Annotated in this window: 24 protein-coding genes; 13 read left to right on the top strand and 11 right to left on the bottom strand. The window is 54.9% G+C overall.

All coding sequences use genetic code 11. From position 1 onward, the window contains the following. The first annotated feature begins 4 nt into the window (after positions 1-4). The 3 genes from IXC47_RS15605 to IXC47_RS15595 all read left to right on the top strand — a co-directional run bounded on the left by IXC47_RS15605 (position 5) and on the right by IXC47_RS15595 (position 2,038). A complete protein-coding gene (locus IXC47_RS15605) occupies positions 5-823 on the top strand; it encodes a helix-turn-helix transcriptional regulator (RefSeq protein ID WP_195876227.1) in 819 nt (272 codons plus the stop codon). A 154-nt stretch (positions 824-977) separates the two neighbouring features. Then, the gene (locus tag IXC47_RS15600; RefSeq protein WP_195876226.1) at positions 978-1,496 is read left to right on the top strand and encodes a carboxymuconolactone decarboxylase family protein; all 519 of its coding nucleotides are present in this window, start codon (positions 978-980) and stop codon (positions 1,494-1,496) included. 203 nt (positions 1,497-1,699) lie between these two features. Next, on the top strand, positions 1,700-2,038 hold the full coding sequence (locus tag IXC47_RS15595) for a hypothetical protein (protein WP_195876225.1): 339 nt from the start codon (positions 1,700-1,702) through the stop codon (positions 2,036-2,038). A gap of 101 nt (positions 2,039-2,139) precedes the next feature. Here IXC47_RS15595 and IXC47_RS15590 read toward each other — a convergent pair whose 3' ends face one another. Next, entirely contained in the window at positions 2,140-3,345 is a 1,206-nt protein-coding gene (locus IXC47_RS15590) for an epoxide hydrolase family protein (RefSeq protein ID WP_195876224.1), read from the bottom strand. Between the two features lie 104 nt (positions 3,346-3,449). On the opposite strand from IXC47_RS15590, the gene IXC47_RS15585 reads away from it, so the two are divergent. Beyond that, on the top strand, positions 3,450-4,376 hold the full coding sequence (locus IXC47_RS15585) for a LysR substrate-binding domain-containing protein (RefSeq protein WP_195876223.1): 927 nt from the start codon (positions 3,450-3,452) through the stop codon (positions 4,374-4,376). A gap of 76 nt (positions 4,377-4,452) precedes the next feature. Here the strand turns inward: IXC47_RS15585 and IXC47_RS15580 are convergent, their stop codons facing one another. The 4 genes from IXC47_RS15580 to merR all read right to left on the bottom strand — a co-directional run bounded on the left by IXC47_RS15580 (position 4,453) and on the right by merR (position 7,446). Continuing rightward, positions 4,453-5,403 (bottom strand): diguanylate cyclase, encoded by a 951-nt coding sequence (locus tag IXC47_RS15580; RefSeq protein ID WP_195876222.1) that lies wholly within the window; start codon positions 5,401-5,403, stop codon positions 4,453-4,455. Beyond that, positions 5,400-6,071, bottom strand: a complete 672-nt coding sequence (locus IXC47_RS15575; RefSeq protein WP_326838419.1) for a magnesium and cobalt transport protein CorA — start codon at positions 6,069-6,071, stop codon at positions 5,400-5,402. The genes IXC47_RS15580 and IXC47_RS15575 overlap by 4 nt, the downstream gene beginning before the upstream one ends. A 150-nt stretch (positions 6,072-6,221) precedes the next feature. After that, entirely contained in the window at positions 6,222-6,821 is a 600-nt protein-coding gene (locus tag IXC47_RS15570) for a hypothetical protein (protein ID WP_195876221.1), read from the bottom strand. A gap of 190 nt (positions 6,822-7,011) precedes the next feature. Beyond that, positions 7,012-7,446, bottom strand: coding sequence for an Hg(II)-responsive transcriptional regulator (merR, locus tag IXC47_RS15565; protein ID WP_195876220.1), 435 nt, complete (start codon positions 7,444-7,446; stop codon positions 7,012-7,014). A gap of 72 nt (positions 7,447-7,518) precedes the next feature. Between merR and merT the strand changes: the two genes are divergently transcribed. Genes merT through merA form a run of 4 tightly spaced genes read left to right on the top strand, consistent with a single transcriptional unit; the run spans position 7,519 to position 10,333 of the window. Beyond that, a complete protein-coding gene (gene merT / locus IXC47_RS15560; protein WP_195876219.1) occupies positions 7,519-7,869 on the top strand; it encodes a mercuric ion transporter MerT in 351 nt (116 codons plus the stop codon). Positions 7,870-7,884: 15 nt separating this feature from the next. Then, positions 7,885-8,160 (top strand): mercury resistance system periplasmic binding protein MerP, encoded by a 276-nt coding sequence (merP, locus tag IXC47_RS15555; RefSeq protein ID WP_195876218.1) that lies wholly within the window; start codon positions 7,885-7,887, stop codon positions 8,158-8,160. Between the two features lie 19 nt (positions 8,161-8,179). Then, on the top strand, positions 8,180-8,605 hold the full coding sequence (gene merC / locus IXC47_RS15550) for an organomercurial transporter MerC (RefSeq protein WP_195876217.1): 426 nt from the start codon (positions 8,180-8,182) through the stop codon (positions 8,603-8,605). Between the two features lie 42 nt (positions 8,606-8,647). Then, positions 8,648-10,333 carry a mercury(II) reductase gene (gene merA / locus IXC47_RS15545; RefSeq protein WP_195876216.1) on the top strand — a complete coding sequence of 562 codons (1,686 nt, stop codon included), beginning with the start codon at positions 8,648-8,650 and terminating at the stop codon, positions 10,331-10,333. Positions 10,334-10,412: 79 nt separating this feature from the next. Here merA and IXC47_RS15540 read toward each other — a convergent pair whose 3' ends face one another. After that, positions 10,413-11,456 carry a DNA-binding protein gene (locus IXC47_RS15540; RefSeq protein ID WP_195876215.1) on the bottom strand — a complete coding sequence of 348 codons (1,044 nt, stop codon included), beginning with the start codon at positions 11,454-11,456 and terminating at the stop codon, positions 10,413-10,415. A gap of 206 nt (positions 11,457-11,662) precedes the next feature. Here IXC47_RS15540 and IXC47_RS15535 point away from each other — a divergent pair, with 206 nt between their 5' ends. The 5 genes from IXC47_RS15535 to IXC47_RS15515 all read left to right on the top strand — a co-directional run bounded on the left by IXC47_RS15535 (position 11,663) and on the right by IXC47_RS15515 (position 14,736). Continuing rightward, on the top strand, positions 11,663-12,652 hold the full coding sequence (locus IXC47_RS15535; protein WP_195876214.1) for a site-specific integrase: 990 nt from the start codon (positions 11,663-11,665) through the stop codon (positions 12,650-12,652). After that, entirely contained in the window at positions 12,649-13,053 is a 405-nt protein-coding gene (locus IXC47_RS15530; protein ID WP_195876213.1) for an AbrB/MazE/SpoVT family DNA-binding domain-containing protein, read from the top strand. Before IXC47_RS15535 ends, IXC47_RS15530 begins: the two co-directional genes overlap by 4 nt. Positions 13,054-13,189: 136 nt before the next feature. Further along, on the top strand, positions 13,190-13,699 hold the full coding sequence (locus IXC47_RS15525; protein WP_195876212.1) for a hypothetical protein: 510 nt from the start codon (positions 13,190-13,192) through the stop codon (positions 13,697-13,699). A gap of 149 nt (positions 13,700-13,848) precedes the next feature. Further along, a complete protein-coding gene (locus IXC47_RS15520) occupies positions 13,849-14,046 on the top strand; it encodes a hypothetical protein (protein WP_195876211.1) in 198 nt (65 codons plus the stop codon). 378 nt (positions 14,047-14,424) lie between these two features. Further along, positions 14,425-14,736 (top strand): hypothetical protein, encoded by a 312-nt coding sequence (locus IXC47_RS15515; RefSeq protein WP_195876210.1) that lies wholly within the window; start codon positions 14,425-14,427, stop codon positions 14,734-14,736. Here IXC47_RS15515 and IXC47_RS15510 read toward each other — a convergent pair whose 3' ends face one another. The 5 genes from IXC47_RS15510 to IXC47_RS15490 all read right to left on the bottom strand — a co-directional run bounded on the left by IXC47_RS15510 (position 14,737) and on the right by IXC47_RS15490 (position 19,676). Continuing rightward, positions 14,737-15,066: a helix-turn-helix domain-containing protein gene (locus IXC47_RS15510; protein WP_195876209.1), complete on the bottom strand. Its 330-nt coding sequence runs from the start codon at positions 15,064-15,066 to the stop codon at positions 14,737-14,739. A gap of 669 nt (positions 15,067-15,735) precedes the next feature. Then, positions 15,736-16,065: a hypothetical protein gene (locus IXC47_RS15505; protein WP_195876208.1), complete on the bottom strand. Its 330-nt coding sequence runs from the start codon at positions 16,063-16,065 to the stop codon at positions 15,736-15,738. A gap of 56 nt (positions 16,066-16,121) precedes the next feature. Next, complete coding sequence (locus IXC47_RS15500) at positions 16,122-16,631, bottom strand: Mov34/MPN/PAD-1 family protein (protein ID WP_195876207.1); 510 nt, start codon at positions 16,629-16,631, stop codon at positions 16,122-16,124. Continuing rightward, a complete protein-coding gene (locus tag IXC47_RS15495) occupies positions 16,628-18,412 on the bottom strand; it encodes a HesA/MoeB/ThiF family protein (RefSeq protein ID WP_195876206.1) in 1,785 nt (594 codons plus the stop codon). The genes IXC47_RS15500 and IXC47_RS15495 overlap by 4 nt, the downstream gene beginning before the upstream one ends. Then, entirely contained in the window at positions 18,405-19,676 is a 1,272-nt protein-coding gene (locus IXC47_RS15490; RefSeq protein WP_195876205.1) for a nucleotidyltransferase domain-containing protein, read from the bottom strand. The genes IXC47_RS15495 and IXC47_RS15490 overlap by 8 nt, the downstream gene beginning before the upstream one ends. Between the last annotated feature and the right edge of the window lie 30 nt (positions 19,677-19,706).

Below are 19,706 nucleotides of genomic sequence, written 5' to 3'. Positions count from 1 at the left end.
TTAGATGGATGCGCTAAACGCCCTTTTTACCCACTTTTCGCTCGACGCACGCGTGTTCTACGCGGGCACGCTCTGTGGCGCGGAGGATTTCAGCGACGCGCACGGCTTGGGCTGTCTGCATGTGCTGCGCAATGGAAAAGTGCGCGTCATCGGCGCGAACCAGCGCATGATCGATGTGACCGAGCCATCGCTGATGCTCGTGTCCAGGCCAATGAAGCATCGTTTCGAAGTCGGCGACGACGGCGCCAACCTGGTCTGTGCCACGATTGATTTTGGAGGGACTTCGGAACACCCTTTATTCGCCGGCTTGCCCGACCTGTTCTTGGCGCCAATGTCTGAAGTCGACGGCCTCGAAGCCGTCGTCGCCTGTCTGTTCAATGAGGCATTCGGTGCGCTGGTAGGGCGTCAAGCCGTCATCGATCGGTTGGCGGAATACTGCGTGATTCTGTTGTTGCGGCACGCCATCGATCACCTACGTGTTGATCGGGGAGCGCTTGCAGGGTTGGCCGATGCGCGATTGAGAGTGGCCTTGATGGCGATCCACGATAGGCCGGAACACCCGTGGACGCTTGAAGAACTTGCCGGATTGGCCGCGATGTCACGCGCCCGGTTTGCCGTGCATTTTCGCGAGACAGTCAATACCACCCCGCACGACTATCTGACAATCTGGCGCATGTGTGTCGCGCGCCTTTTGCTCAAGAAAGGAATGTCGCTGCACATGGTGGCGCCACGCGTCGGCTATGCCAGTGCCAGCGCGTTGACCAAAGTGTTCAGCAGCAAGGTAGGATGCTCGCCAGGCGCCTGGTTGGCGCGCAGCGGCTGAACGGTCTTGTCGCTTCGCCAGGAACCCGGTTGGCGGGGCCGGCTTGAACGAGACGATTGGACTGAAATCGTGGACGAAAAGCGATCAACACACTCAACCTAAGGCGCAAGATTCGTCTTGTGCAATTGAGCACGCATTTACGAAAGACGCCATCATGACCCGTATCGCCGCCCTCACCCTCGACCAAGCCAGCCCCGCCGCACAGGCCATATTGCAAGACACCAAGGCAAAGCTGGGCATGGTGCCCAATCTGTTCAGCACGCTTGCCCATGCCCCCGACGCCTTGGCCGGCTACCTGCAATTGAACGGCGCATTGCAAAACGGTTCGCTGAGCCCAGCGGAGCGAGAAAGCATCGCCCTCGCCGTCGGCCAAGTCAACCGGTGCGCTTACTGCCTGTCGGCCCACACCCTGATGGGCAAGGGCGCCGGCCTGTCGGCGGATGCCATCGCCACTGCGCGCCAGGGCGGCGGCAGCGCGGTTGCCGCGCTGGCGCGCCAGATCGCCCTGAGCCGCGGCCAAATCAGCGACGCGGATCTGGCTGCGGCCCGTGCAGCCGGCCTGGACGATGCCAAGATCATCGAAGTGACCGCGTTGGTCGCGCTCAATGTCTTGACCAACTACGTCAACAACGTTGCCGGCACCGTGATAGACTTCCCGGTCGTTACCGTATAAGGTTCCCGGCGCATTTTCTACTTCGCCCCACACGGCCCACGACATTCCTGCGCGTGGGCTTATCGTGTTGGGTCCGCCTACGACTGAATTGCTGAAGTGTTCCATTAGTTGTCCGACCCAGGGCAACGACGTCGTTCCTCCCGCGCGCACATCTGATCGCCGGCTCGCATCAATGAAGTAAAAATTACTTTAAGGGAATTGTCATGCACATCAAGAAAATGCTGGAAAAGGCTAAGTCGGACCAGCCTATCACCCCGATCGAGGCGCGCGATGCCATGCTTGGATGCTTCGTCACAATTCACGGCGAAACACTCAAGCGAGGAGCCAACCTACTGGGAAAATCCCTGGACGACGAACAAACGGCAAAGCACGCGACCGTGATCATGAAGGGCATTCTCGGCAGTAACTGGGAAAAGCCCACATCCGCATCGCTCCAAGACGCACGCGTCAGAATGGACCAAAAGATGAACTTCTCTCAAGCGCCTGCCGACCTGCGCGACATGCACTCACAAGTTTGCAACAGGATTGTCAGTAAGATCTAGCCGTGCGACCCCGGTGTGACGCCATCGTCTGGTAATTCGCCGCCGGCATCAACACGGCCATGGGCCGGCGCTTACGTTTGTCGGCGCCGGCCCTGAAAATGTCAACGCAAGGCAAGCAGGAATTCGCGCAGATCCGCGGCATACAGGTCGGGCAGTTCCCATGCGGGGAAATGTCCGCCGCGTTGCTGCACCGTGTACTGGCGCACGTTGTAGAAGCGCTCGGCCCAGGACTTGGGAGCGAGCACCAGGTCGCGCGGCCACATGCAGATGGCGGTCGGCACGAGCACCCGCTCCCCGATTGCCGGGGGCGCGCGAAAGTGCTTGGCCTCGTAGTACGCGCGCATCGAAGAGCCGATGGTCTGCGTCGACCAGTAGATATTCAGGTTGTCGACCAGCATATCGAGGGGGAAGACCTCGAACAGATCCTCACCGGCGTCGCTCCAGTAGCGAAATTTCTCCAGGATCCAGCTTGCGAGGCCCGCCGGGGAATCGTTCAGTGCGTAGGCGAGGGTTTGTGGCCTGGTCGCCTGCAGGTGCATATAGGCGCCTTCCTCTGCATGCCATTTTTTTACTGTGCGCTGGTACGCGAGTTCGTCGGCGGTCAGCGGAGGCGAGGCCTCGTCCAGCGCCGGATCCATAACCGACGAAATATGCAGCCCGTGCACAGCGCCGGGATACGCCAGCGCCATGCGGCTGGCGACCCCGGCGCCGATATCGGTGCCCGAAATCATGTATGAAGGGTAGGCCAGTCCTTCGGTCATCAGCCGGTGGAACAGTTCGACTGCCTGGACCTGGTTGGGTGCGCCAGGCCGCGCGGAATAGCCAAAGCCGGGGAGCGCGGGAATGATCACATCGAAGCCCATGTCCGCCAGCATCGGGGCCAGCTTGCCGTACTCGACGAAGCTCGATGGCCATCCGTTCAGCAGTAGCAGGGGCTGCGGCGAAGCGGATCGGCTTTTGAAGCGCAGGAAGTGCAGCGCGAAGCCGTCGACGTCGGCATGGAAATGGGGCAGGGCATTGATGCGCTTGGCCGCCTTTGTCCAGTCGTAGCCGGCGTGCCAGTGGTGGACCAGCTGGCGCAGCGCTTGCTGCGCCGTGCCGTAGCTCCAGTCGCCAACGACGTTGTCGCTCCAGCGAACCTGGGCCAGCCGACGCCGCAGGTCGGCCGCGAACGCCGCATTGAAGGGGGAGTGCCATGGCGAGACCGTGATGGCGCGCTTCGGCCGCGGACCGCCGCCGGAGGCTTGCGCGACTGCACTTGGCGCTAGTGTGGCCAGCGCCAGCCCAAATAGCGAACGTCTGTTCATTGCTGTCTCCTCGTTGCATGTTTTTACCGGTCTGGTAAGATTAACTTCACACATGACGGTGGAAAAGCGATTTTTTCTGCACTGCTCATTAGGAGAACTTCACAGTGTCCCGACTCCCCCTCGGCTACTTGCCCGCATTCCAAGCCGCGGCGGAACTGGGCAACCTGCGTGCCGCGGCCACGCTGCTGCACGTGACGCCTAGCGCCGTCAGCCAGCAGATCCTGAAGCTGGAAGAGCGGCTGGGCTTTGTCTTGTTCGAGCGGCAGGGGCGGAAAGTCGTGCTGAACGATGCCGGAAAACTGCTGCTGCAAAGTGTGCAGGGTGCGCTGCAAGGCCTGGATCAGGGCGTGCAGGACGCGGCAGCGCTGGCCAGCGACCAGGCCGAACTGGTGGTGCGGATCAGCGTGGTGCCCTCTCTGGCGCTGCGTTGGCTGCTGCCGCGCATCGGGCGCTGGCGGGCCAAGCATCCGGGCGTGCGCCTGCAGATCGATGCGACCCAGCGCCTGACCGATCTCGCGCGCGAAGGCCTGCATGTGGGCATACGTGCCGGCAGCGGGACATTTCCGGGCTTGCTGGCCGAACCCTTGATTCATCTGGACATGCCGCTGACGGTGCTCGGCTGCCCGGATGCGGCAAAGAGGTTGAGCGGGCGCCCGCCCGAGGCGCTGGCAAGCGAGCCTTTGCTGGGCGATCCGCTGCTATGGGACGGCTGGTTCAAGTCCGCCGGCGTGGTCACCAGCGTCAAGCCGGCGGCCACCTTCGCTGACACCGGCCTCATGCTGCAGGCGGCCGAGCAAGATATCGGGCTGGCCCTGGCGCGCGGCATCTACACGGTTGATGCGCTGCGCGCCGGGCGGCTGGTACGCCTGTCCGAGATCGCGCTCCCCTACCATCCGCCGCAAGATTTTTACCTCGTCTATCCGCCCGCGTTGCGCGATTGGCCTCCGCTGCAGCACTTGCGCGCATGGCTGGCGGACGAGGTGGCGCTATCCGGGCGGGACTTGGCCGATATTGGCGCGATTGCTACGTGACCGACACGCGCGGCCCAATATCGCCGTGGTCTCGCTACTTCGAAGGGTGGGCTCAGCAAGTATTGAGTCAACGATTTCAAACGCCCACCATCCCAGACACGAACTGGTCGCGTCCCAGGTTCTTGGCTCGATACAAGAAAGTGTCCGCGGTGGAGAGAAGAATTTCCGGCGCTTGCATTCCGGGAACAATGCTGGCGACGCCCATACTGGTGGTAACACGGGAACCTGTGTCTGAAGCAGCATGAGCCATGTTCAGCGTTTTCAGGGCAACCATCACGCCACCAGCGACGATTTCTGCGCCAAGCAGGTCCACCTCCGGCAGCAGGATCACAAATTCTTCTCCACCATACCGCGCGACCAGATCCTGTGGCCGTTGTGCTGCTTGTATGAAGACTTTGGCCACAGCCTTCAAGCAGTCGTCACCCGCCGGGTGCCCATAAGCGTCATTAAAGGATTTGAAATGGTCCAGGTCGGCCAAGATCATGCTCAGGGGTACCTGCGATCTGGCGCAGCGCCGCCATTCCTTAGCGATAGTTGCATCGAGGGCGCGGCGGTTGCTGAGCCCAGTCAGAGGGTCGGCGAGCGTCAGCGAACGCAGCATATCGCCTTGGCGCTTCATGGTCAGTTGTGTTCGCACCCGAGCGCGTAATACGGCCAGGTTGACCGATTTAGGCATGAAGTCAGAGGCGCCTATCTCTAGGGCGCGCGCTTCATCTTCGGGCGAATCTAGCGACGTGACGATGATAATCGGAATTGCTGACGTCTCCGCATGGGCACGAAGTTGCGCACATACCGAGAAGCCGTCCATTTCCGGCATCATTGCATCGAGAAGGATCAGATCTGGCCGGTATTGATGTGCGAATTCAATTCCTGCCTTTCCGCTCAGTTCAAAGTTGACTTGATAGTCTTCTTTGAGCGCGTCAAGCAGGTACTGCACGTTAGTAAGCACGTCGTCAACGATGAGAATGCGGGGGCGATGTGCGATGTGACCAGTCGAATGGATGAAAATGGGAGGCGTGTGGTTCATAGCCACTTCGCCTCTCTGAAGCGGACGAACAATAGCAGGCAGGACATCAATATCAGCGCCAGTACGACGAAGTATCCATAGGCCGTATCCAGTTCCGGCATGTTCTTAAAGTTCATGCCGTATATTCCTGCGATGGCGGTCGGGACTGCCAGTATTGCCGCCCAGGCCGCGAGCTGGCGGGTAATCACGCCCGTCCTTTGCGCTTCCAGCAGGCTGCTGAACTCGAACACCGAAGAAACGACCTGAAGCAGGCCGTTGACCATGCTCTGCACGCGATTGACGTGGTCCGCGACATCGTTGAAGTACGGTCTCACCTCGGCGCTGATGGATGGAAAATGCCGACGAACGAGCTTTCTGACCAATTCGCTCATAGCCCCGAGCGTGCGTTGGAAGTGCGTGAGTTCGCATCTCAGGCGAAAGATTCGAGCGACGTCGTCTCGTCCGAGAAAGTCGTCCAACGAGCGCTTCTCCATCGCCAGAACGTCATCCTCGATCATTTCAAAGATGGGCAAATACTGGTCGACGACACGGTGCAGGATCGCGTGCAGCACGTAGTCGACACCCTTTCCCAATAGCGACGGCGAAGCCTCTAGCTGCTCCCGAAGGCTGCCTAGCGCTCCGGCGTTGCCGTGCCGTACGCTGATTATATGATTGGGACCAGTGAAGATCGCCGTTTTCCCATATTGAGGGACGGCCGGGATTCGTGTTTTTTACGCCAAAGTTAAGTTAAGCTATTGATTCAACTCAGGAATCTCAATTTTTTTGGCAGACGAGTTTCCCCGCTTTCAGGCTTATGTGCTGTACCTGATTTCACCGCTTTACAGGATGGGATATTGATCCGATGTCAGGGAGAGATATAGCTGTTCCGGCGTGAAAATCGGCACGGGGTAATCATGGGCAAGCGCGGCAGCGGCACGGTTCAACTTCTGAAAGTCGCCCAGGTTTGTCGTGCAAATCGGCATCCCAAGATTTCTCGCGCAGGCGTGCATCAGCCCATCGAACGCCAGCTCCTTTTTTTGTTTGCTCATGACGGCGCCATGCGTCGAAACCGTATGACGAATGATTCGGCGCTTTGACGTGTCCCATTCAAAGTCACCAGGTTCCACCACAGCGATGCCCGGGCTGTTCACAAGGTTAGCCTCCTGTGCTGCGGCGAAGGTCATCATCTTTACTTTCCGCTGAGCGGAAAAGATTTCCTGAAATTTCTTCTCGTTTTCGCTGACCGTACTTGGATCACCAAAACCAATCTCATAAAGAACCTGGGCCGGCACGATTATGGAATAGTTTTTGGACAGCATGTTGAGCTCCGCTATACCGTCAGCGCGCTTTAGGAACCAGGTCACGCCACAGGTATCCATGACGATCGCAGGAATACGAAAGTACCATTCACGGTTTTCTGGGGTGGGCAAAAGCGGCACAGAAATCTCCTTGAGAACAGATCAGAAGTGGCGCGGGGCCACACCAAAACAGTTATTCGGACTCAAAAACGATTACAAATCGGTTCGTTTTGCAAAAAACAATTATAAACTTGCCCTTGTCGCATCAAGTGAAGAATGGGTCGGTGCCCATTATCGAAGCCATGCTCCCGCAGCCATGCCCCCTTCTCGGTTACGTCGCGGCCGAAGCTCTAGGCTCTACCTCGCCCTGCAGCGACGCAATCAGCGGGCAGGAAACATTTCCCTTCCGGGCATGGCAGGCACACACCAAATCAGACAGCACGGCCTCCATGCGCGCCAAGTCAGCCATTTTCTCGCGCACGTCCTTGAGTTTGTATTCCGCCAGACTACTGGCCTCTTCGCAATGGGTGCCATCGTCCAGCCTCAGAAGTTCAGAAATTTCATCCAAACTGAAGCCCAGTCGTTGGGCTGATTTCACAAAGCGCACCCGCGTTACATCCGCCTGGCCATAACGGCGAATGCTGCCATAAGGCTTGTCTGGTTCTGGCAGCAGGCCCTTGCGCTGATAGAACCGGATGGTCTCCACGTTGACCCCGGCCGCCTTGGCGAAAACGCCGATGGTCAGATTTTCCAAATTATTTTCCATGTCGCTTGACTCCGTACATAACTACGGCAGTAAGCTTACCCTATCCAATTCAGATTCGAAAGGAACTGGCGTATGTCTGAATCACAAAACGGGCGCGGAGCGCTCTTCGCCGGAGGACTGGCCGCCATCCTCGCCTCAACCTGCTGCCTAGGCCCGCTGGTCCTGATCACCTTGGGTTTCAGCGGAGCGTGGATCGGCAATCTGACCGCATTGGAGCCATTTCGCCCGATCTTTATTGGTGCGGCCTTGGTGGCGCTGTTCTTCGCCTGGAAGCGCATCTACCGCCCGGCGCAAGCCTGCAAACCGGGTGAAGTCTGCGCGATGCCCCAGGTGCGAGTTACTTACAAGCTCATCTTCTGGATCGTTGTCGTGTTGGTCTTTGTCGCGCTTGGTTTCCCCTATGTGATGCCGTTTTTCTATTAATTACAGGAGTTCGCCGTGAAAAAACTGTTTGTCGCCCTCGCCCTCGCTGCCATTGGTGTTCCAGTGTTAGCCGCCACCCAGACCGTCACGCTGTCCGTACCGGGCATGACCTGCTCCACCTGCCCGATCACCGTCAAGAAGGCGATCTCCAAGGTCGAAGGCGTCAATAAAATTGACGTGACTTTCGAGGCACGCGAAGCCGTCGTTACCTTCGACGATGCCAAGACCAGCGTGCAGAAACTGACCAAAGCGACTGAGGATGCGGGCTATCCGTCCTCGGTTAAGCGTTGAGTCACGAGGAGACGCCACGATGTCTTTAATCACACGAGTGACCAACAAGGCCGGTACCCTGGGCAGCATTGTGTCAGCCATGGGCTGCGCTGCCTGCTTCCCCGCCATCGGCAGCCTCGGCGCCGCCATTGGCCTGGGTTTCCTGATTCAGTATGAAGGGCTGTTTATTCACATTTTGTTGCCGGCGTTCGCCGGATTCGCGCTAGTGGCCAATGCGCTCAGTTGGCGCAATCATAGGCAGTGGCAACGGACTGCGCCCGGCGTGATAGGACCTGTCCTGGTGCTGATAGCAGTGTTTTTGATGCGCGCTTACAGTTACAGGAGCGGTTGGCTGCTGTATATCGGCCTGGCCTTCATGGTCGCAGTATCGATCTGGGATTTCGTCTCGCCGGCGACCGTCCGCTGTGGGCCGGATGGCTGTGAACTGCCGCCCAAACGTGCATGATGGCATCGGCCGTCACCGAAGTAAATCAAAAGGAATTGATTCATGACCACCCTAAAGATCACCGGAATGACCTGTGGTTCGTGCGCTGTGCACGTCAAGGACGCGTTGGAGAAAGTGCCAGGTGTGCAAACGGCAGTCGTGTCCTACCCGACGGGCACCGCGCAACTCGCCACCGAGCCAGGCATCTCGCCTGATGCGTTGACCGCTGCCGTGGCCGCTCTCGGCTACAAGGCCACGCTCGCTGATACCCCATCCACTTCAGCACCGGCCGGATTGGCTGGTAAAGCGCTGGGACGGCTGCGAGCTGGCGACAAGGTGGGCGGTGATCAGCTGGGGTTGCACATCGCCGTGATCGGAAGCGGCGGCGCCGCGATGGCCGCAGCGCTGAAAGCCGTGGAGCAAGGCGCGACGGTCACGCTGATCGAGCGCGGCACCATCGGCGGCACTTGCGTCAATGTCGGCTGCGTACCGTCCAAGATTATGATCCGCGCTGCCCATATCGCCCACCTGCGCCGTGAAAGCCCGTTCGACGGCGGTATCGCGGCAACTGTGCCAGCGATTAGCCGCAGCAAACTACTGGCCCAGCAGCAGGCCCGCGTCGATGAGTTGCGCCACGCGAAGTATGAAGGCATTTTAGATGGCACCCCTGCCATTTCCGCGCTGCGCGGCACGGCCCGTTTCAAGGACGGACGCACCCTGATCGTGCATCTGGCCGACGGCGGCGAGCGAGAGGTGACGTTCGACCGCTGCCTGATCGCCACTGGCGCGGGCCCGGCCGTGCCGCCCATTCCCGGCTTGAAAGACACGCCGTACTGGACTTCCACGGAGGCGCTGGTCAGCGACGCCATTCCCGAACGCCTGGCCGTGATCGGCTCGTCGGTGGTGGCGCTGGAATTGGCGCAAGCCTTCGCCCGGCTGGGCAGCAAAGTAACGATCCTGGCGCGCAGCACACTGTTCTTCCGGGAGGATTCCGCCATCGGCGAGGCCGTAACAAGCGCTTTCCGCGCGGAGGGCATCGAGGTGCTGGAGCACACGCAAGCCAGTCAGGTCGCCCATGTGCATGGCGAGTTCGTGCTGACCACTGCGCACGGCGACATACGCGCCGACAAGCTGCTGGTCGCCGCCGGGAGGACGCCGAACACGCACAGCCTGGCACTGGACGCGGCAGGCGTCAACGTGAATGCGCAAGGGGCGGTCGTCATCGACACGGGCATGCGCACCAGCACGCCACACATCTACGCGGCCGGCGACTGCACCGACCAGCCTCAATTCGTCTATGTGGCGGCGGCGGCCGGCACCCGTGCCGCGATCAACATGACGGGTGGAGCAGCGGCCTTGGATCTGACCGCGATGCCGGCCGTGGTGTTCACCGATCCACAAGTGGCAACCGTGGGCTACAGCGAAGCGGAAGCGCATCGCGACGGCATCGAAACCGACAGTCGCACTTTAACCTTGGACAACGTGCCACGTGCGCTTGCTAACTTCGACACACGCGGCTTTATCAAGCTCGTCATGGAGGAAAGTAGCGGACGGCTCATTGGCGTGCAGGCGGTAGCCCCGGAAGCGGGCGAACTGATCCAGACGGCGGCCCTCGCGATTCGCAACCGCATGACGGTCCAGGAGTTAGCAGACCAGCTGTTCCCCTATCTGACGATGGTTGAGGGGTTGAAGCTTGCGGCGCAGACCTTCAATAAGGACGTGAGGCAGCTTTCCTGCTGCGCCGGGTGAGGAAAAGAGGTGTGCGTTGAACGCCTACACGGTATCCCGGCTGGCTATTGATGTCGGGGAGCGGGCATCTCGTGCGTGACTACTTCCCTGCCTGGGGTGCGGTCGACGTGGCGGTGATCTTGTCGAAATAGGCCCGCAACTGGTCCCCGATTTGCTCCTGTGCCTGCGCCTTCGCGTTGGCCTGGGCCAGCAAGAGTTCTAACTCACGGACCCGTGCCTCGACCGGCGTCATCTGATCGTTGGCATTGTTTAGCTGTTCGGTCAGTAGCTCAGCTTCGGCAATTTTACTGACCAGTTGGCGCTCGGTATCCGCTGCGCGCACCTGCAGCGATTGCAGAGCCTCGACTTTTTGCTCCAGCTTGCGAACCTGCGTCAGCTGCTCGTACAGGTCCTGCTTGGTGTGCGCTAACTCCGACACCAACTTCGCTCCCTCCTGGTTCAGGCGGGTTATCTCGTCTTGTTTGACGGCGACCGCCTGCTGTGCCAGGCGCAGCTCGGCCTGCACTTGCTGTACTTGTAGCTCGTGGCGTCGGATATCGGCTTCGCGCTGCTCTTTTACCGACTGGCGATAGTGCTCCAGAGCTTGGCGCGCGTGCTGGTGTTTCTCCTCCAGCGATTGTCGATGCGCCTCATTCTCGGCCAGTCGTTGCTGCAGGTCGGCCACCTGCTGTTCTGCGACCTGGCGCATGGTCGATTCCCGTTGATGGTCGCTACGGCTGGCCGCCAGCGCCGTCGCCTGCTCCTGCAGCGCCGTTTCCAGCTCCAGAACGCGGGCACGCTGCTGCGCATTGTCGTTCTGGGCCGCCTGCAGCAGCACCGCCTGTTCGGCCGCTTTTGCTTCGGATGCGACGCGGGCCGCCGCAATCCGTTCCTGTGCTTCATCCTCCAGCCGCGCGGCCAAACGTTCGACCAGGTCCTGTAGCGCCTCGCTGATCGAGCTGCGTTTGCCGCCGGCGCCGCCATCCTCTTCCTCCAATTCCTTAAGGTACTTGTGGATCGTGGTTTTGGAGCCCGTGTTGCCCAATGCCACGCGAACAGCGTCCACCGACGGGTTTATACCCTGCGCAATGAGGGCATCACGCGCCTTCTGTACGTCCGATTTGTAAAGCCCGCTGCGTGCCATAGGGTCTCCAGGGGATGAAATAAGATACTATGTTACATACCACGTAATTACATACCATATTACGGCAAACTTCAAGGCTAATTGCGTTTAAATTTTACATCGGATAAAGTGGCATTATCACTTGTCAAAAGCAAAAATCACTAAAATTGCCCCTGTCTTAAGTGTAATGTCCAGAAAGCATCCCTTTTCCGCCGTGACCAGATGCCATGAGCACAATCGAACAATACATCCAAGCCGCTACACGCGATAACACGCGTCGCAGCTATCGTGCAGCAGTTCAGCATTTTGAGGTCGAATGGGGCGGCTTCTTGCCGGCCACAGCCGACAGCATCGCCAAATACCTCGTGCACTATGCGGATACGCTTGCCATCAATACCCTGCGACAGCGCTTAGCGGCACTGGCTCAATGGCATATCGACCAAGGTTTTCCGGATCCAACGAAAGCGCCGGTCGTTCGCCAGGTTTTTCGGGGCATCCAGCGATTACATCCAGCACAGGAAAAGCGCGCCAAGCCCTTGCAATTGGACCAGCTCGAACAACTGATGACCTGGCTCGATAGCGCGATCACCAGCGCAGGCGCAACGAATGATCAGATTGCGCAATTGCGTCACACCCGCGATAAGGCGCTCGTGTTACTAGGTTTCTGGCGGGGATTTCGGGGTGATGAGCTGGCGCGGCTCGAAGTGCAATATGTCGAGGCAATCCCCGGCGAAGGCATGACATGCTATTTCCCACAGACTAAAGGTGATCGTCAGTTCAAAGGCAGCACGTTTAAAGCGCCGGCCTTGTCTCGCCTCTGCCCGGTCGCGGCCTATCAGGCGTGGATCGATTTAAGCGGCTTGGAAAGCGGCGCCGTCTTCCGATCGATTAACCGATGGGGTAAGCTCAACGAGGATGGTTTAAATCCCTCTAGCATCCTCCCGTTGCTGCGCTCGCTATTCGGCAAGGCCGGCATTCTCGATGCCGATGACTACAGCGCACACTCCCTTCGTCGTGGATTTGCCAATTGGGCGACCTCGAATGGCTGGGATCTCAAAACGCTCATGGAGTATGTGGGCTGGAAAAATATACAATCGGCAATGCGGTACGTTGACGGCGCAGATCCATTTAGTAAAAAACGTATTGAACGCATGCTGACGCCGTTGGTGCAGGAAAGTTCTGAACCGGACAAAAACCTCAACAACAGGAACACATGATGGCGACCTCCAGGAAAGAACGTCTGGAAATACTGCGCCGACACGGCAGCGACATAGCACGCATACAGCACTGCCTGTTGGTCAGTGCAACTACAGTGACACCTTTGCAGGCGGTAAGTATGTGGCTCGATTATTCTGAGAGCCATTGCGCAATGTGGCTGCAGTTGCCGAGCGACGACACAGAGTTGCTGAATATCTTGCTACAACACCTGCCTAGTACGAAAATGCTGCAAGCGAATCCTCTCACTTGGCAGGCAAAACTGGTCGATGCTGGCGACGGTTCCGGAGATGCGGTGTTAGTGCTGCCGGATGAATTGCTCATGCAACTAGGATGGGACGAAGAAGACACGCTTGATGTGTCAGTCAGGAATGATCACATTACCGTTAAGCGGAAAATCTAACATCGATAGAAATCGAAGGTCATGCGCATAACTCGTGCCGGACTTCATATTTAAGCATTACAGAAACTATGCACTTTAACTTCACGACAAAGGCGACGCTTGACCACTTCTAGGTTTTTATTACCTAGGAGCAGTCATGCATATCATTCATCAACACCAGACTTCCATCACGCTTTTTGAGCGAAATGGAAACGTCGTCGTTTTTCGTTCCATGAAAGAAGCGCTCAAGAAATTGGGCTATTCATGGATCACCTCTAACGTCGGTCCACACTTTCGTGTCTTCACCGGCGCGGCCTACGTAGACTATCAATACACCCTCCGCAACGATGTCGGCGAGATTATTACCGCCGAGTCGTTTTTCGCCTTACGTTGCAAATCGGCAGATCAGTATCGCAGCCGTCTATTCCTGCATTGGAATGGCCTTGGGCCGGTGCCCGGCACTGGAAGAAGTAGGGTCTCTCACTACTTCCGAAACATTCGTTATATCAATGCGAAACGCGCCGCGCAGTACCTTGCCGACGAAGGTGAGAGCGCTCCCCGAGCTGCTCGCTCAGTGAACCTTTTGCCAGATGCCTGGGATGATCTGAAAATTTACTCTCGGCGTTTCCGTAGCTGGAAGCAATTTCGCAGAACACAATGGCGCTGAAGATCGGATCGGGTATTGTCGAAATTAGTCACTTTGACAAATTTAAGGCCTGGTGGAGGGGCTCAGGGAATGGTGTTGAAGAAACTTTTACCTTTTCGAGGGGATGGGTATAAATAGCCTACTTGTAACGCATCGACCGCAGAGGATTTATGCCGACTCCCCGTAAATATAAAAATGCTGCAGAGCGCGTAAAAGCGTTTCGAGAAAAGCGCGGCCTGGTGACTTTGACGGTGGATCTGCCAGCTGAAGTCGTGGATGGTCTGAATGAGTATTTGAAGTTCAAGGATCTGACAAAGAATAAGGTAATTGAGAAACTCATCACTTCCCAATTGCTTCGCAAACGGTAGCAGGGCGGGAGTCCGGAGGAAACGGCTTTATCGTTTCTGGAGGAGTTCCGCCCGAACGCTACGGACATGTTCATGAGACATATTATGCTGATTCGAGCCGGTGCCGAAGGCATGATGTGTCTGGCATAAAATCGAGAGCTGGGCATTATTTGCATTCATACGCCCCTCGGTTGGTTATCGCCTTCCAGGCGTCTTCCAGACCAGCAAGGCGGGCATCAATGGAGCGTATCGAAGACCAACCTTCTTGCACACCATCCCTAGTTCTGAAGACCGATTTTGACGTTCGCTGACTAAGGGTGGGAGTCTGGAAGAAACGGCCTTATCGTTTCTGGAAGAGTTCCAACCGAGCGCCGCGTATCACCTGGGATATGTAGCTCCATGCGTTTTGATAAAATCAAGCTCATGAGCTATTTACAACTTTCAATCATTACCTTATGTGCGGTCTGTGTCTGCTACGTCGTCTATAAGGTTTTCATCGATCAAGGCCAGGCTGATCGTGAGCCTACAACTGCAGAGCTTGCAGCTAAGGCTAGAAAGCGGCTGATAGCCGCTTTACTTGGCGACAGTAAGGCCGCAGATCGTTTAATCGCCCTGGAGCATAAGCGCGCTGGCGGTATTGGTATCGGCAAGCTTGAGGCTGTTAATCGCGCCCTGGAAAGCCTCCAACGAGATCGCTCCAGGACAAACTGATTAAACCAGGCGTAATTGCATCTGATGTGTTTGAAATTCAGCATCGTTTGCTGCCATAGTTGATCGTCCGTGACCTAGGGCGAAGCCCGTACGGCCGCGATCAGCCTGGAGGCCATATAGAGCATCCATATAACGACTCTCGAGAGTCAACAGGCGAAGCGCCCAGGCCGGGCAAGGCTGTTTTCCGGACTCCCAATCTTCGATAGTGCGTTCATGCCGGCCTAAAATCTTGGCTGCATGCGTAACGGAAAATCCCCCAAAGTGTCGCGTTGCTGCAAATTCGCTGGCGAAAGAATATTTATTTTTACTTTTTATTTTCAGCTTAGTCATTGACTGCCTCGTAAACCCATGATCTTAAATAAAAAACCACCGGTTTCAATCGACAGAATAGAGCTTCAAATCCTGTGGAGTCTCGCCGGTGGTTGTATGGTGTTTAGGGCTATCTGATTTCGTATAATTTATATTATGTCAAATCGTTTAAGGAAGTTGTGGCGTGCAATGAAGGCATTTCTTAGTGCTCTAACCTAAATCTGAGTGTCGTCCGCTGAAGTAAAAGTGAACGATTACAGGAAGTAAAAGTGTGATTTTGAAAAAGGCTCCTGAATACGAGGCTAATCACCCACTCTAATAAAGCCTTCCATCTTTTTTTGCGTTAGCTCGGTATGCATGGCGGGCAGAATAAATCCCAATCGGTTTGATAATCAACGCAGATAAAAATATCTTCTTTATCTCGACGAACGATCTCGAGCCATTTGATGATTTCTAAACGGAGGCTATCGATCGTAAAATATGAATGCGGTATTTTCCGCAGCAATGGCACGACTACTTCTCGTACAAATACAGAGCAAGCGCGGGTATGGAACTTCTGCATAAAAATCTTCGCCGTATTCGGACGCCATACCTAGGCTGATAAGATGTGGATTAAGGAAATTCGTAAATTCAGTATCTATAAAAACATTCATTTAAATTCCCACTATCCACCAACAGGATCCCTGAGAGTTACTCAACAGAGTTTTTAGCTGATTGTCGTGCTTTTAGCGGAAAATTTGGTTCGTGCTGTGCGCTGTTTAACGTTTCGGTCATCCAACTTACAAACGCACTCCACCCGGACTCAGTTAGTGCCAATCCTTCAGTTGGGTAGAGCTTTACCAATGGGTCAGGACCACTCATTAGTTCTGTTGGTAATACAGCGATCCATTTTGTAACTATATCTTCTAGCTCAAATGGCACATTCTTGAGCAAGATGACATTTTCTTCAGCAATTACCTCGAATCCGAGGCCTTGTTGGAATCCGCAATGTAGCGACCGCACTTTTTGGCCTATACCCATATATCTCCTTTAGAAATTATGTGTGAATATCCCATACGTATACGACGTCTCGAATTTCAAAACTTATTCTGTCCATCATTTTGCTCAATATGTTCAGCAAGAAGAGCTTTGCGCTTCTGATAAATCCAAGCGCGTATGCCTTCTGGTGAAAGACTGCGCCCTACTATAACTGCCAATGGGTTAGGCAGTTGATGAGTGTTTTGTTGGCTGAATTTCGTTAAGCTTTTAATATCTTGGCCAGATAATGCCGGTACATGTTCGGGATGGGAGTGCCAATAACCAATTAAACGCAAACCTCTTGCATTTGCTTCTTCAATCTCTTCCCGGCAACGTTTCAAATCCATTTCCAACCATGTTGGACCAGACTTGTCGTTGAGATGTGGGCCAGTAGCTTCAACTAGCCAGAGTCCATTTGGACGCGTTACGTCAACGAAAAGTTGGCCCCCTCGCTCATGCCCACCCTGCTCTTGTCGATGGTTTTCAAAGAAAGAAGCAACCGAGGTATGAACATATAACGTAACGTCTAAATCAGACCAATGCCACATCCAGCGATGTAGAGCCGTCATTGCGCGACCTCTTCTGGCCATGGTCTTTTGATGACAAGATTCCCGCAGTTCGGGGGTAATGGCTCCGCCAAGTAAGTTCCGCCTGCTTCAGTGACCCTTTCTGGATTGGAAACATAGGTGAACCAAAATGGTTGGGTCGGATTTCTCGTCAGCGTGGAAATTGCTGCGTCAGAAATCATGGTGGCTATGGCAGTAATCGAAATTGGCCCACCTGGGATAAAGCTGGCTCCACAACCTGGCAAGGGCTCAACACCATTACGCGGCCAATCGGTGAAGCGATGTTTAAAGTGGCCGTTTACATCAAATAATTGACGCCCATCGCCTGTTTGCCCTGTCTGCGCTGTCAATACATGTCCTACTAAGGCATGAGGCTCTGCCCACCCATGCACTAATGACCAGTTCGCATTAGCCTTAAGATGCCACAGGTATTGCTCAGACCACCAATCCGCCGTTGTGATGATTACTAGATCTACCTCATCAAGCAACGTAGGTTTATCCTTCAATGCTAAGTGTAGATAGTTAGAAATCGCTTGGACATTTACGAACGGTAAATCGCGCTCTATCCTTTCTTTCAGGGCATACACCTTAAATCGTCCCAAGTCATCTGCGCCCAGTACATGCCTGCCGATATTTGCGACTTCTAACTCATCAGGATCGATTACCGTCATTTTTGTAATGCCCGTGCGGGCCAACTGGGTTGCTACCATAGCACCCAATGTACCAGCACCTATCAAAACAACTTGCTTTTGCTTTAGCTGAGTTTGGTCTGTATTTTTATCTCGTGAATGTAAGGTAGTTGGGGTAATTAGATGCAAATTCGCCGCCTGCAATACGATAGGCCCCGATCTTGTTTTTGAGCGCCCATATGTACGCCCAGCACGACGGCCATAATTAAAATGACCATTCTTTTTCATAGCCGTGCTGCGTAGCACAAATGCCTTGACCAAAGGAGGTTCGGTATCCGGTAAACGGACTAAAATCCAGCGCACAGGAAAATTTTCTGAGTCTGATTCCCATTTCGTTAGAGACCGAGCATCTGCCGCCTGTAAATGTGGCGCAAGCCATGCAATCAAATTTTCTGCTTTAGGTAATTCAACGCCAGGAATGCTCAGTAATGGAGCGAAAAATGCCGCTTTTGCTGGGGCCTTGACACTATCCGATGCACCTGAGATTTTTGCAATATGCTTGAACAGCTCTTTCGCATCTTCACCCACCCAGATACGTTCATCAACATTCCCTATGCGCTTCCGTTGATCAGATACGGTATAGAGAGGACCTGCGTCACTTGGAAGGCCAAGTAAAATAAGCTGCTGCCAGGTTCGGTAAGCTTGATCAATTTGCTGATCCCAATAAGTCGATATCTCTCGATTGAATTCGGCGTCACGTTTGCCTTTAGCCTCAGCAGGAAGTACCAATTGCAGCAAAGCAGTCAAACGAGCAAATTTGTCAGCCACTACTTGTTCGGCTGTTCCGATTACAGGGGCGTTACCTGCCCCATATAGACACAGCCAATCTTTCATGACATGTGGCCATTTCAGCCATGCAGATGGACTGATCTTAAAGACTAGTCCGCTCGTCGGAAAATTATTGTTGAACGAGATCCGCAACGTGCGCGAGACTCCCAAATAGTCCGGCGGCAAAGGGAAATCAAAGGAGGCGAGCTCATCTCCCTTGGGTTCACAACGTCTCAATAAACGACTACCCTCTTCGCCAAGGTGCCTACAAAGCGCTGCGACTCCTCGTTCAACATCCTCCGACACTACATCACCATTATTAGCCAAGGCGATCTACCGGTTTGATGGCTGCTTGTGACGCACTACTGGCTGCGGCAGCGCCAGCAAAAATGGCATAACTAATACTGTTGAGAGTTACACCGGCTTTACGTCCGGGCAGAGTCCAATCAGCTGGGAGTTTTTTGATAGCGTCGTTGACGAATGCTTTAGATACTCCAAACTGTTCATTCATAGCATTCTCAAATGTTTCGGCTTTGCCAAAATCCTCGAATCCTAATTTCATATCAGCGACTGCTCTGGCATGCCACACATAAAAGGCGTCTCGATACTTACTACCTTCTCCGTTGGGACGATTCCATTTTTCCGCAAAATTTTCGCCGTCGTCCTTCGGATTAAATACGGCATACCCTGCTGGGATGGGATCAATAAAGTCAGGCATTCGACGGACGATTTCGATCATTGCTTCGATGGGACGTAATGGACGGTGAGCTGACTCTCGTGCAATTTCTTCGTAGGCATGAGTGGCTAATGTAGTAATGATTGCCGAAATTGGTCGAATGCTCTCTTTCCGATTGGCAATCGCCCATACGTCTCGATGCCGCTTCAAGAGTTTGATTGCAGCCTTTAAGGGATTGCTATCCATATACTCGCCGTAGTCCGGTACTGGATCCTGGGTCGATTTAGTTAATGCTGTGTCTGCTCGAGAATTAGAATCAAGAGCAAACGAATGTGTTTCTGTGATAACTTTCAGTTCAGCTATCTCTCCAAGCCAGTTGCAATACTCACGTGGACTGCTGGCCTTCCAACCAGTCTCTCTGTCCGGTACTTGAAGTTTGCCAAAACCTTTCTGATCAGTATTGCCGGCTACTACTCTTGCAGGCGTAATATCAATATGAAAGCCTGGATTTTCATCGCCATAGACAATCCGTACACCACGACGTAACGGCTTAATCGGTTGTCCTACGCGACTGCCAGCTCGAAATCTTTGCTCAATTGCCTCCAATACTTGCTCCGCAGAGGCATTTGCAGCATTCGGCAAAAGAACGATCGCATCGGCATCAATCGTAGCCATTTCATTTGCAGCATATGGAACCGGTTTGAGAGTCGTTCCAAGTCCGATGGATCCTTGAATAAAAATATGCGCCCCTTGCAGCAATGGATCGGTCGTTGCATCGAGAATGTTTTGTAGATTTTCATAACGAGTTTTGATTTTTTCGTACTGTGGGGCACTCAATGAAATTTGTGCCGCAGAACGCAGCAATAGGCTTTCCCAACTATCGACTTGAGGCTTATTCAATAATGTTGTGTCCATTTTTTTCTTTCTAATTCAAGGTTGTTTGAT

It is taken from the genome of Herminiimonas contaminans (assembly GCF_015645465.1).
Lineage (GTDB): Bacteria > Pseudomonadota > Gammaproteobacteria > Burkholderiales > Burkholderiaceae_D > Oxalicibacterium > Oxalicibacterium contaminans.
Note: the sequence above shows the minus strand (reverse complement) of the source record. Positions and strands in the feature narration are given on the sequence as shown.

Bases quoted from the DNA above. Each gene is read 5' to 3' on its own strand.
- IXC47_RS15535 (WP_195876214.1), top strand. From the start codon at position 11,663: ATGAGCACAATCGAACAATACATCCAAGCCGCTACACGCGATAACACG.
- merT (WP_195876219.1), top strand. From the start codon at position 7,519: ATGTCTGAATCACAAAACGGGCGCGGAGCGCTCTTCGCCGGAGGACTG.
- merR (WP_195876220.1), bottom strand. From the start codon at position 7,446: ATGGAAAATAATTTGGAAAATCTGACCATCGGCGTTTTCGCCAAGGCG.
- IXC47_RS15500 (WP_195876207.1), bottom strand. From the start codon at position 16,631: ATGACGGCTCTACATCGCTGGATGTGGCATTGGTCTGATTTAGACGTT.
- IXC47_RS15505 (WP_195876208.1), bottom strand. From the start codon at position 16,065: ATGGGTATAGGCCAAAAAGTGCGGTCGCTACATTGCGGATTCCAACAA.
- IXC47_RS15580 (WP_195876222.1), bottom strand. From the start codon at position 5,403: ATGAACCACACGCCTCCCATTTTCATCCATTCGACTGGTCACATCGCA.
- IXC47_RS15525 (WP_195876212.1), top strand. From the start codon at position 13,190: ATGCATATCATTCATCAACACCAGACTTCCATCACGCTTTTTGAGCGA.
- IXC47_RS15515 (WP_195876210.1), top strand. From the start codon at position 14,425: ATGCGTTTTGATAAAATCAAGCTCATGAGCTATTTACAACTTTCAATC.
- IXC47_RS15600 (WP_195876226.1), top strand. From the start codon at position 978: ATGACCCGTATCGCCGCCCTCACCCTCGACCAAGCCAGCCCCGCCGCA.
- IXC47_RS15510 (WP_195876209.1), bottom strand. From the start codon at position 15,066: ATGACTAAGCTGAAAATAAAAAGTAAAAATAAATATTCTTTCGCCAGC.
- merA (WP_195876216.1), top strand. From the start codon at position 8,648: ATGACCACCCTAAAGATCACCGGAATGACCTGTGGTTCGTGCGCTGTG.
- IXC47_RS15540 (WP_195876215.1), bottom strand. From the start codon at position 11,456: ATGGCACGCAGCGGGCTTTACAAATCGGACGTACAGAAGGCGCGTGAT.
- merC (WP_195876217.1), top strand. From the start codon at position 8,180: ATGTCTTTAATCACACGAGTGACCAACAAGGCCGGTACCCTGGGCAGC.
- IXC47_RS15490 (WP_195876205.1), bottom strand. From the start codon at position 19,676: ATGGACACAACATTATTGAATAAGCCTCAAGTCGATAGTTGGGAAAGC.
- IXC47_RS15595 (WP_195876225.1), top strand. From the start codon at position 1,700: ATGCACATCAAGAAAATGCTGGAAAAGGCTAAGTCGGACCAGCCTATC.
- IXC47_RS15605 (WP_195876227.1), top strand. From the start codon at position 5: ATGGATGCGCTAAACGCCCTTTTTACCCACTTTTCGCTCGACGCACGC.
- IXC47_RS15530 (WP_195876213.1), top strand. From the start codon at position 12,649: ATGATGGCGACCTCCAGGAAAGAACGTCTGGAAATACTGCGCCGACAC.
- IXC47_RS15590 (WP_195876224.1), bottom strand. From the start codon at position 3,345: ATGAACAGACGTTCGCTATTTGGGCTGGCGCTGGCCACACTAGCGCCA.
- IXC47_RS15520 (WP_195876211.1), top strand. From the start codon at position 13,849: ATGCCGACTCCCCGTAAATATAAAAATGCTGCAGAGCGCGTAAAAGCG.